The sequence below is a fragment of the Aquabacterium sp. genome (assembly GCF_014378415.1).
Lineage (GTDB): Bacteria > Pseudomonadota > Gammaproteobacteria > Burkholderiales > Burkholderiaceae_C > Aquabacterium.
Genome location: NZ_JACMNS010000044.1, coordinates 17696 through 28470, shown reverse-complemented (window position 1 = coordinate 28470; position 10775 = coordinate 17696). Strand labels below are relative to the sequence as shown.

10 protein-coding genes are annotated in these 10775 nt (G+C 62.9%); all 10 read left to right on the top strand.

The genetic code is table 11. From position 1 onward, the window contains the following. Positions 1-573, top strand: a 573-nt coding sequence (locus tag H7225_RS04700) for an ABC transporter substrate-binding protein (protein ID WP_290659628.1), incomplete at its 5' end; no start/stop codon positions are given. A 176-nt stretch (positions 574-749) separates the two neighbouring features. Then, the gene (locus H7225_RS04695; RefSeq protein WP_290659627.1) at positions 750-1775 is read left to right on the top strand and encodes a branched-chain amino acid ABC transporter permease; all 1026 of its coding nucleotides are present in this window, start codon (positions 750-752) and stop codon (positions 1773-1775) included. 6 nt (positions 1776-1781) lie between these two features. After that, positions 1782-3077 (top strand): branched-chain amino acid ABC transporter permease, encoded by a 1296-nt coding sequence (locus H7225_RS04690; protein ID WP_290659626.1) that lies wholly within the window; start codon positions 1782-1784, stop codon positions 3075-3077. 24 nt (positions 3078-3101) lie between these two features. Continuing rightward, a complete protein-coding gene (locus tag H7225_RS04685; RefSeq protein WP_290659625.1) occupies positions 3102-3914 on the top strand; it encodes an ABC transporter ATP-binding protein in 813 nt (270 codons plus the stop codon). Positions 3915-3917: 3 nt separating this feature from the next. Beyond that, on the top strand, positions 3918-4622 hold the full coding sequence (locus H7225_RS04680) for an ABC transporter ATP-binding protein (protein WP_290659624.1): 705 nt from the start codon (positions 3918-3920) through the stop codon (positions 4620-4622). 88 nt (positions 4623-4710) lie between these two features. Beyond that, a complete protein-coding gene (locus H7225_RS04675) occupies positions 4711-6816 on the top strand; it encodes a 3-hydroxyacyl-CoA dehydrogenase NAD-binding domain-containing protein (RefSeq protein ID WP_290659623.1) in 2106 nt (701 codons plus the stop codon). 88 nt (positions 6817-6904) lie between these two features. Beyond that, positions 6905-7687 (top strand): crotonase/enoyl-CoA hydratase family protein, encoded by a 783-nt coding sequence (locus tag H7225_RS04670; protein WP_290659622.1) that lies wholly within the window; start codon positions 6905-6907, stop codon positions 7685-7687. 48 nt (positions 7688-7735) lie between these two features. Then, positions 7736-9601 carry an acyl-CoA dehydrogenase gene (locus H7225_RS04665; protein ID WP_290659621.1) on the top strand — a complete coding sequence of 622 codons (1866 nt, stop codon included), beginning with the start codon at positions 7736-7738 and terminating at the stop codon, positions 9599-9601. Positions 9602-9633: 32 nt separating this feature from the next. After that, positions 9634-9915 carry a Dabb family protein gene (locus tag H7225_RS04660; protein ID WP_290659620.1) on the top strand — a complete coding sequence of 94 codons (282 nt, stop codon included), beginning with the start codon at positions 9634-9636 and terminating at the stop codon, positions 9913-9915. A gap of 32 nt (positions 9916-9947) precedes the next feature. Next, entirely contained in the window at positions 9948-10745 is a 798-nt protein-coding gene (locus H7225_RS04655; protein WP_290659619.1) for an SDR family oxidoreductase, read from the top strand. Positions 10746-10775 lie beyond the last annotated feature (30 nt).

Genomic DNA, 10775 nt, shown 5'->3' with positions numbered 1-10775 from the left:
GTGGCCAAGATCAAGGCCTCGGGCGCTGACACGGTGATCACCGGGAATTGGGGCTCCGACCTGGCGCTGCTGGTCAAGGCCGCCAACGACGCCGGCCTGAACGCCAAGTTCTACACCTACTACGCCAACTTCGGTGGCACGCCAACCGCCCTGGGCCCCAATGTTGAAGGCCGCGTCTACCAGGTGGGTTATGGGCACTACAACATGGGTGGTGAGTACGGCAAGATGGTGGCCGAGTTCAAGAAGCGTTTCAACGACGACTTCTATTCGGCGGGCAGCTACTCGGCGATGGTGCTTTTGGCCGAAGGCATTGCCAAGGCCAAGTCAACCGACCCGGTCAAGGTGGCCGCCGCGATGGAGGGCTTGAAGTTCACCAGCTTCAACGGGCCCGTCGAAATGCGCAAGGCCGACCACCAGTTGCAGCAGCCGCTGTTCATCGCCAAGTGGCAGAAGGTGGACGCCAAGAACACCTACGATGTCGAGAAAACGGGCATGACCTTCGCACCGGTCAAGTCCTACGACGCCTATGTGTCGAGCACACCCACCTCGTGCCAGATGAAGCGTCCTTCGTGATGCCAGGCGGCGCCTGACCGGGCGCCGCCGCACCTTGCAGTTAGCAGGACGGCCGGAACGCTTGGCGTGGCGATCCGATCAACGCCATTGAGCGCCTCCCTGTCTGCGGTCACCGCAGACAGGGGCTTCTCGTCAGCCTCACGGTTGACCGACTTCAGCGCCACGGTCGCTTCCTCATGGAAACTTTTGTCGTCTTCTTTTTGAGCGGTCTCAGCTACGGGCTGCTGCTCTTCATGCTCAGCTCCGGGCTGACACTCATTTTCAGCATGATGGGCGTTCTGAACTTCGCCCATGCCAGCTTTTACATGCTGGGTGCTTACTTCGCCTACGAGATCACCGGCTACCTTGGGTTTTTCCCTGCGCTGATCTTGTCGCCGATCCTGGTTGGCGCGCTGGGCGCGGCCTTTGAGCGCTACAGCCTGCGCAAGGTGCACGCCTACGGCCATGTGCCCGAACTGTTGATCACCTTCGGCCTGTCTTATGTGATCGTCGAAGTGGTGCGGCTTTACTTTGGTCCCTCCAACGTTGATTACCGTGTGCCCGAGCTGCTGAGCGGGCCACTGTTCACCGTGGCCAATGTGCAAGGCGAGGGCCTGCGATGGTTGTGGGGCACGGGTGATGCTGCAATCTGCGCGCCGGACTCAGGCAACTCTTGCACCCAGTTCCCGCTGTACCGTGGCTTCATGGCCATCGTGGCCCTGTTCATGCTGGGCTCGCTGTGGCTGCTGCTCACCCGCACCCGCGTCGGCCTCATCATCCAGGCGGCGCTCACGCATCCCGACATGGCGCAAGCGCTGGGCCACAACGTGCCCCGCGTGATGATGGGCGTGTTTGGCGGCGGCTGTGCGCTGGCCGGCCTGGCAGGCGTGATCGGGGGCAACGCCTTCGTGACCGAGCCCAACATGGCGGCCTCCTTGGGCGCCATCATCTTCGTGGTGGTGGTGGTCGGTGGCATGGGCTCACTGGCGGGCGCCTTTTTGGCGTCCATCCTGATCGGCCTGATGCAGACCTTCGCGGTGGTGGTGGACGTGTCCATCGCCTCAGTGATGCAAAGCATGGGCAGCCCGGTGAGCTTCGACCACTGGGCCTACCCGCTTCTCAAGATTTCGGTGTCGCAGATGGCGCCGATCCTCCCGTACCTCCTGCTGGTGCTCATCCTGATCTTCAGGCCCAAGGGTCTGCTGGGCACACGCGAGGAGTAAGCCGCCATGTCATCCCATACCGTTTACCGCTTCAAACCCTACAACCTCGGCCGCTGGATCGTGTGGACTTTGTTCGCACTGGTGCTGTTGGTGTCCCCGCTGCTGTGGACCAGCAGCCTGTCGATGACCATGCTCTCGCAGATGGGCATCGGCATCATCGTCTGCCTGTCGTACAACATGCTGCTGGGGCAGGGCGGCATGCTCAGCTTCGGGCACGCGGTGTACCCCGGCCTGGGGGCCTTCGGGGCCATCCATGCGCTGAACTTTGTCGCGGCGGGCAGCCTGTCCATCCCGGTCAGCCTCATCCCCATCGTGGGCGGCGTGTCGGGCCTGATCGTGGCGGTGCTGCTGGGGGCGGTCACGACCAAAAAGTCGGGCACCACCTTTGCCATGATCACGCTGGGCATTGGGGCTTTGGTGTTCTCGATGTCGCTGATGCTGCCCGAGTTCTTCGGTGGCGAAGGCGGCATCTCGAGCAACCGCGTCATTGGCGAGCCGGTGATGGGCATCACCTTCGGCCCGCAGATCCAGGTGTACTACCTGATCGCGCTGTATTGCTTCGTGTCGACCGTGTTGATGTACGCCTTCACGCAGACGCCACTGGGCCGCATGCTCAACGCCGTGCGCGACAACCCGGAGCGCGTCGAGTTCATCGGCTACGACACCCAGCGCGTGCGCTACATCTCTTTCATGGTGGCGGGCTTCTTCGCCGGCATCGCGGGCGGCTTGGTGGCGCTGAACAACGAGATCGTGACGGCCGAGGTGATGAGTGCCGAGCGCTCGGGCGCCTACCTGTTGTTCACCTTTGTCGGCGGGGCGCTGTTCTTCTTCGGACCCATCATCGGCGCTGTTCTGATGGTGCTGGCCGAGGTGTTGTTGCACGAGATGACCAAGGCTTGGCTGCTCTACCTGGGCGTGGGCTTTTTGGCCATGGTGATGTACGCGCCAGGGGGCTTTGCTTCGCTGTTGATGATGAACATGCGCGTGGCGGCCTTCGGCTTCATGCGCCGCCTGTGGGCGGTGTACTTGGCCTTGTTCAGCGCGGCCTTCACGGCGCTGGTGGGCATCTCGGTAATGGTCGAGATGGTGTACCACCGCAAGCTCAACGAGGCGCTCGGCCCGACGATGACCTACTGGCGGGCCGAGATCAACACCGACAGCCCGATGGCCTGGATGGGCGCTGGCCTGCTGACGCTGATCGGCATCGGTCTGTTTGAGGTGGCTCGTCGCCGGTTTGTCGCCCGCTGGAGTGCTGTGCAAGATGACATCGAGGCCGAACTGCGTCGACGCAGTGCGCTTTGAACCCACGAACCTGAAGCCCCAGCGATGAGTACTCTCCACACTTCCTCCAGCGCATCGTCGAGCGGCTTCGCCCTCGAGCTGCGCGACGTGCGCAAATCCTTCGGCAAGACCGAGATCATTCGCGGCGCCCAGCTGCAGGTCAAAGAAGGCGAGCGTGTGGCGCTGATCGGCCCCAACGGCGCCGGCAAGTCCACCTTGTTCAACCTGATCAGCGGCCGCATGGCGCCGTCCAGCGGTGAGATTTTGCTGAACGGCGAGCGCATCGACGGGCGCAAGCCCTACGAGGTCAACCGCCGTGGCCTGGCCCGCAGCTTCCAGGTGTCCAACCTGTTCCCGCGCCTGAGCGTGTTCGAGAACATCCGCTGCGCGGTGCTCTGGTCCATGGGCGAGGGCTATGCCTTCTGGCGTTTCTTGTCCAAGCTGGATGCCGCCAATGCGCGTGCCGAAGAGGTGCTGGGCATGATCCGCTTGCAGCGCAAACGCGATGTCATGGTGTCGTCGTTGACCTATGCCGAGCAGCGCGCGTTGGAAATTGGCGTGACCATCGCGGGCGGTGGCAAGGTGATCTTGCTGGACGAGCCCACGGCCGGCATGAGCAAGTCCGAGACCGCCAACTTTGTGCAACTGATCCGCGAGGTGACGGTGGGCAAGACGCTGCTGACGGTGGAGCACGACATGGGCGTGGTGTTCGGCTTGGCCGACCGCATCGCGGTGCTGGTGTATGGCGAAGTGATCGCCTTTGACACCCCTGAAAAGGTCCGCAGCGACGAGAAGGTGCGTGAAGCTTATTTGGGCTCGGCGCTGGCCGACCAGCAAACCGCTGAAGCAGGAGTCTGAGCCATGTTGTCCATCAAAAAGCTGCACGCGTATTACGGCAAGAGCCACATCCTCCATGGCGTTGACCTGGAAGTGAACCCGGGCGAGATCGTGGCATTGCTGGGTCGCAATGGCTCGGGGCGCTCGACCACCATCAAGGCCGTGATGGGCCTGGTGCATGGTGAGGGCAAAGTGACTTGGAACAACACCGACATCCTGGGCCACAAGACCTATGACATCGCCCGGCGTGGCCTGGGCTATGTGCCCGAGAGCCGCGATGTGTTCCCCAAACTGACGGTGGAGCAGAACCTGTTGCTGGGCCAGCAGCCTGACCGTGGCGGCAAAAAAGCCGGGCGCTGGTCGCTGGACGACATGTACCAGATGTTCCCGCGCCTGAAAGAGCGCCAGCACACCGAAGCCGGCGTGTTGTCGGGCGGCGAGCAGCAGATGCTGACCTTGTGCCGCACCCTGATGGGCGACCCTGACCTGATCATGATCGACGAGCCCACCGAGGGTCTGGCGCCCAAGATCGTCGAACTGGTGGGCGAGTACCTGAAGGAACTGAAGCGGCGCGGCCTGGCCGTGTTGCTGGTGGAGCAGAAGCTCACCATCGCGCTGGACATCTCGCAGCGTTGCTATGTGATGGGCCACGGGGAAGTGGTTTTTCAGGGCACGCCTGAAGAGCTGAAGGCCGATGGCAATGTCCGCAAGGAATGGTTGGAGGTGTGATTTTTGGGATTGCAGTGTTGCTGCAAGGGTGAATGCAGCTATTCTTACAATGGTTCTTTTCAGATTCCCCCACACGAGTGAGATTGGCATGAGCACTTCCTACCAAGTCGCCGACGGCATCGCCGTCATCACGCTGGAAAACCCACCCGTCAATGGCCTGGGCCAGAGCACGCGCGCCGGCATCGTCGATGGCATCAACAAGGCACAGGCCGATGCGTCCGTGCTGGCCGTGGTCATCACGGGCTCGGGCAAAGTGTTCTGTGGTGGCGCCGACATCAAGGAGTTCGGATCGCCCAAGGCGTTTGGCGAACCTGATCTGCACCTCACCATCGCCACGGTCGAAAAATCGAGCAAGCCGGTTGTGGCCGCCATCCATGGCGTGGTCATGGGCGGAGGGCTGGAGTTGGCCCTGGGCTGCCACTACCGCGTGGTCGTCCCTGGCGTGCAAGTGGCCTTGCCTGAAGTGAACATCGGCCTGGTGCCGGGCGCTGGTGGCACGCAGCGCCTGCCGCGCGTGCTGGGCGTTGAAGCCGCTTTGGAGATGATCACCACGGGGGTGTCGGTGCCCAGCGAGAAGCTGATCCAGGCCCCTGGCCAGCAGCTGTTTGATCGCCTGATTGAGGGCGATCTGCTGGCCGGCGCCATGGCCTTTGCCAAGGAGATTGCTGCCGCTCGTCCGCTGCCTTCGGTGCGTGACCTGAAGGTGGCCGCACCCGCCGATCCCGAGCTCTTCACCAAGACCCGCGCCACCTTGGCCAAGACCCGCCGCAACCTGGACGCGCCACAACGCTGTGTGGACTGCGTGGAAGCCTCGGTCAGCCTGACTGATCTGGACGCGGGCATCAAATTCGAGCGCGATGTGTTTGAGAGGATCGTCACCAGCGATCAGGCGCGTGCGCAGCGCCATGCCTTCTTCGGTGAGCGCGCCGCCAGCAAGATCCCCGATGTGCCTGCCGACACGCCTTTGCGCAAGGTCGACAAGGTGGCCATCATTGGCGCCGGCACCATGGGCGGCGGCATCGCCATGTGCTTCCTGAACGCTGGCGTGCCGGTGATCCTGCTGGAGATGAAGCAGGAGGCCATCGACCGTGGCTTGGGCATCATCCGCAAGAACTACGAAGCGCAAGTGTCCAAGGGCAAGCTGGCCCAGTCCAAATACGAGCAGCGCATGAGCCTGCTCAGCACCACGCTGAGCTACGACGACATCGCGCAAGCCGACATGGTCATTGAGGCCGTGTTCGAAGACCTGGGCGTCAAATCCCAGGTCTTCGCCAAGCTGGACCAGGTGATGAAGCCGGGCGCGATCCTGGCCTCCAACACCTCGACCCTGGACGTGGATAAGATCGCCGAAGTGACCAAGCGCCCCAGCGACGTGGTGGGCCTGCACTTCTTCAGCCCGGCCAACGTGATGCGCCTGCTGGAAGTGGTGCGCAGCAAGCACACCGCCAAGGACGTGATGGCCACCGTGATGGCCATCGCCAAGAAGATCAAGAAGGTGGCGGTGGTGTCGGGCGTGTGCGATGGCTTCATCGGCAACCGCATGTTCGAGCAGTACACCCGCCAGGCCGGCTTCCTGATCGAAGAGGGCGCCACGCCCGAGCAGGTTGACAAGGCTGCCGAGAAGTTCGGCATGGCCATGGGCCCGTTCCGAGTGGGCGACCTGGCTGGCAACGACATTGGCTGGGCGATTCGCAAACGTCGCTATGTGGAAAAGCCCAACATGCGATACAGCAAGGTGGCCGACCTGATCTGCGAAGTGGGCCGCTTCGGCCAGAAGGCTGGCAAGGGCTGGTACGACTACGAAGTCGGCAAGCGCGAGCCCGTGCCTTCGACCGAAGTGCTGGCCATCCTCGACAAGTTCCGCCAGGACAACCACATCACCCCGCGCACCATCAGCGACGAAGAGATCGTCAGCCGCCTGGTGTTGTCCTTGACCAATGAAGGCGCCAAGATCCTGGAAGAGGGCATCGCCAACCGCGCCTCCGACCTGGACATGGTCTACCTGACCGGCTACGGCTTCCCCATCTACCGTGGTGGCGCGATGCTGTACGCGGACATGATCGGCCTGCCCAAGGTGATCGAGCAGATGAAGGCTTTCCAGCAGAATCCGCATGATGACGCGGCCTTCTGGGAGCCGGCACCGCTGCTGGCCAAGCTGGCCGCCGAGGGCAAGAACTTCACCGGGCAGGCTTGATCCGCCTGGTGACCAAGACGGTTGACTAACGCAAAAGGGTCTGCGGCACTGTTGAAGGCTGTGGACCTTTTTTTCATCCGAGGTGAGCATGTCTTCTTTCATTGAAACCACGCAGAACGGGCACATCCTGGAGATCCGTGTCAACCGGCCGGAGAAGCACAACGCGCTGTCGCCAGAGATGTACCGCGACATCGCCAAAGCCTATGGCGAGTTGAGCCGCAACCCGGACTTGCGCGTGGCGCTGTTGCATGCCGAGGGCAAGCACTTCACCTCGGGCGTTGAGCTGGACAAGTGGGCGCCCATCTTCGGCAATGGCCAGGGCTTCGAGATCGGCGAAGGCGAGGTCGATCCCTTCGGGCTGAGCGGCCCGCGCCACAGCAAGCCGGTGGTGATGGCCGTGCAGGGCAATTGCTTCACCTGGGGCGTCGAGATGATGCTCAACACCGAGGTGCGCGTGGCCGCTGAAGACACGCGCTTTGCCATGCTGGAAGTCAAGCGCGGTATCTTCCCGTGTGGTGGCGCCACCTTGCGCCTGCCGCAGCAAATGGGCTGGGCCAATGCGCAGCGCTATCTGCTGACGGGCGATTACTGGTATGCCGCCGAGTCGCACCGATTGGGCCTGGTGCAGGAGGTGGTGCCAGCGGGCCAACAACTGGCCAAGGCGCGCGAGATCGCCGAGCAGATCGCCAAGGCTGCGCCTCTGGGCGTGCAGAACGTGCTGAAGTCCACGCGCACAGCCTGGAACGAAGGCGAGGCCGAGGCCGCCAAAAACCTGTTCAAGGACCTGCTGCCCGTGATGCAAAGCGAGGACGCTGCCGAAGGCATCAGATCCTTCATCGAACGCCGTGATGCGGTGTTCAAGGGCCGCTGACTCCGCACCGCCTTTGCCGAACCAAGAACCGAATTTCAAGAGATCCACATGACTCACCGCGCCACCCTCGACTTCCTGCTGCACGACTGGCTTCACGCCGAAGACCTGTGCCAGCGCGAGCGCCACACTGATCACAACCGCGAGACCTTTGATGCGGTGTTGGACCTGAGCGAGAAGCTAGCCAATGAGCAGTTCGCGCCTGTGAATCGGCTGACTGATGTGCAGGAGCCCGAGTTTGACGGCGTGCGCGTGCACCTGCCCAAGGAAACGCCAATCGCCCTGCAGGCCTTCAACGACGCGGGGCTGATGGGCGCCAGCAAAGACGCCGAGCTGGGCGGTATGCAGTTGCCCACCGTGGTCGAGATCGCGTCGATGAGCTTTTTCTACAAGGCCAGCGTCTCGCTCGCGGCCTACCCCATGCTCACGCGCGGCAACGCCAACACCATCCTGGCGCACGGCACGCCTTTGCAGATCGACGTGTTCGCCAAGGGCGGTTTTGAAGGCCGCACCTTTGGCACCATGTGCCTGAGCGAACCGCAGGCCGGCTCCAGCCTGTCGGACATCGCGACCAAGGCCACGCCCGATGCGCGCGGCGACGGCAGCGGCATCGATTGGGCGCAGGATGCGCTGGGCCCGCGCCACCGCCTGACCGGCAACAAGATGTGGATCTCGGGCGGCGAGCACGAGATGGGCGAGAACATCGTGCACCTGGTGCTGGCCAAGATCCCCGGTGATGACGGCAAGACCCTCCCAGGCGTGAAGGGCATCTCGCTGTTCATTGTCCCGCGCAAGTTGGTCAAGCAGGATGGCACCATCACCGATCAACGCAATGACGTGGCGCTGGCCGGCTTGAACCACAAGCTGGGCTACCGGGGCACGGTCAACACTTTGCTGAATTTTGGCGAAGGGAAGTTCCCGGTGAATGGCCAGTCTGGCGCGGTGGGTTACCTGATCGGCAAGCAGGGTGAAGGCCTCAAGTGCATGTTCACCTTGATGAACGAGGCGCGCATCAGCGTGGGCTTGGGCGCGACCATGCTGGGCTACGCTGGGTACGAGGCGTCGCTGGCCTACGCGCTGCAACGCCCTCAAGGCCGGCGCATGGGCGCGGGTGGCAAGGACTACAGCGCACCGCAGATCTCGATCATTGAGCACACCGATGTCAAGCGCATGCTGCTGCAACAAAAGGCGATTGCCGAAGGCGGTCTGGCCTTGGGCTTGTTTTGCGCGCGCCTGGTCGATGAGGAATACACCGGCACGCCCGCCGAAGCCGAGCATGCCGGCTTGCTGCTGGAGCTGCTGACGCCCATCGCCAAGAGTTGGCCCAGCGAATGGGCACAAGAGGCCAATAGCCTGGCCATCCAGATCCTGGGTGGCTACGGCTACACGCGCGACTTTCCGGTTGAGCAGTATTGGCGCGACAACCGCCTGAACATGATCCACGAAGGCACGCACGGCATCCAGGGCCTGGACCTGCTGGGCCGCAAGGTCGTGATGAACGGTGGCAAGGCCTTGAGCGTGCTGGCCGAGCGCATCAGCCAGACCATCCAGAAGGCGGGCCAGATCGAAGGCCTGGCCTTGCACAGCAACGCCTTGGCGCAAGCGCTGCAGAAGGTGGGCCAGACCACCAAGGCCGCCTGGTCCACCGGCGTGCCCGAGGAAGCCTTGGCCAATGCCACGCCTTACCTGCAAGGCTTTGGCCACACGGTGCTGGCGTGGATCTGGCTGGAGTTGGCCATCGCAGCCAGGGCCGCGTTGTCGTCTGGTCAAAGCCCATTGGGCGAGGGCTTCTTGCACGGCAAGCTGGCCGCCTGCGATTACTTCTTCAGCTTCGAGTTGCCCAAGATCGACGCCTGGTTGGGTGTGGTCGCACGGCGCGACATGACCTGCGCGCAAGTCCAGCCCGACTGGTTCTGATCAAACATCTCACTCATTCAAGGACAAGCCCCATGATTCGACACATCGTGATCTTCACGCTCAAGCGCCCCGAAGATGCTCCCAAGGTCAAGGCCTTGCTTGACAGTTGCCAGGGCCTGGTGCCCGGCATGCACGAGTTCGATGTAGGCATCAAGACCGAAGGCCTGGAGGCCAATGCGGACGTGGTGCTGATCTCCACGTTTGAAGATGCCGCGGCGCTGGCCGCTTACCAGCCGCACCCACACCACGAAGGTGTCGTGGCGCAGATCCGCGAAATGGCCGCCTCGCGCCACGTGCTCGATTACTTTTGCTGAACGTCGCTTCAACGTCAACGCAAGGATTCACCATGTCCACTCCCCGCAAAGTACAACAACTCTTTGACTTGACCGGACGCACGGCCCTCATCACGGGCGGCTCGCGCGGCCTGGGCTTGCAGATGGCCCACGCCTTGGGCGAAGCTGGTGCCAAGGTGCTGGTCAGCTCGCGCAAGGCGGCCGATCTTGACGAGGCCGTGGCTTCACTCAAGGCCGCGGGCATTGACGCCAGCTTCATCGCCGCCGATGCCGGCAAGCCCGATGACATCAATCGCCTGGCCGACGAAGCCCTGGCGCAGCTGGGCCACGTCGACATCCTGATTAACAACGCCGGTGCCTCTTGGGGCGCCCCTGCGCAAGAGCACCCTTTGGAAGCGTGGGACAAGGTCATGAACCTGAACGTTCGTGGCTACTTCCTGCTGTCGCAGGCCATTGGCAAGCGCAGCATGATTCCGCGCAAAAGCGGCCGCATCATCAACGTGGCGTCCATTGCCGGCCTGGGCGGCAACCCGCCTTTCATGCAGACGATCGCCTACAACACCAGCAAAGGTGCGGTGGTGAATTTCACGCGCGCGCTGGCTTGCGAATGGGGGCATCTGGGGATCCGGGTCAATGCCATTGCGCCAGGATTTTTTCCCAGCAAGATGACGGCGGGCTTGCTGAGCATGGCGGGCGAGGACAACATCGCCAAGGGCGCACCGCTGATGCGCATCGGCGACGACGAGGACCTGAAAGGCGTCACGCTGCTGTTCGCCAGCGACGCGGGCAAACACATCACTGGGCAAATCCTGCCGGTCGACGGGGGCGTCAGTGCCTTGATCGGCGGCTGACTGCCCCCCCCCCACCAACGAACACCGAGG

Excerpts from the sequence above, each read along its gene's own strand:
- H7225_RS04695 (WP_290659627.1), top strand. The coding sequence starts at position 750 with ATGGAAACTTTTGTCGTCTTCTTTTTGAGCGGTCTCAGCTACGGGCTG.
- H7225_RS04690 (WP_290659626.1), top strand. The coding sequence starts at position 1,782 with ATGTCATCCCATACCGTTTACCGCTTCAAACCCTACAACCTCGGCCGC.
- H7225_RS04685 (WP_290659625.1), top strand. The coding sequence starts at position 3,102 with ATGAGTACTCTCCACACTTCCTCCAGCGCATCGTCGAGCGGCTTCGCC.
- H7225_RS04680 (WP_290659624.1), top strand. The coding sequence starts at position 3,918 with ATGTTGTCCATCAAAAAGCTGCACGCGTATTACGGCAAGAGCCACATC.
- H7225_RS04675 (WP_290659623.1), top strand. The coding sequence starts at position 4,711 with ATGAGCACTTCCTACCAAGTCGCCGACGGCATCGCCGTCATCACGCTG.
- H7225_RS04670 (WP_290659622.1), top strand. The coding sequence starts at position 6,905 with ATGTCTTCTTTCATTGAAACCACGCAGAACGGGCACATCCTGGAGATC.
- H7225_RS04665 (WP_290659621.1), top strand. The coding sequence starts at position 7,736 with ATGACTCACCGCGCCACCCTCGACTTCCTGCTGCACGACTGGCTTCAC.
- H7225_RS04660 (WP_290659620.1), top strand. The coding sequence starts at position 9,634 with ATGATTCGACACATCGTGATCTTCACGCTCAAGCGCCCCGAAGATGCT.
- H7225_RS04655 (WP_290659619.1), top strand. The coding sequence starts at position 9,948 with ATGTCCACTCCCCGCAAAGTACAACAACTCTTTGACTTGACCGGACGC.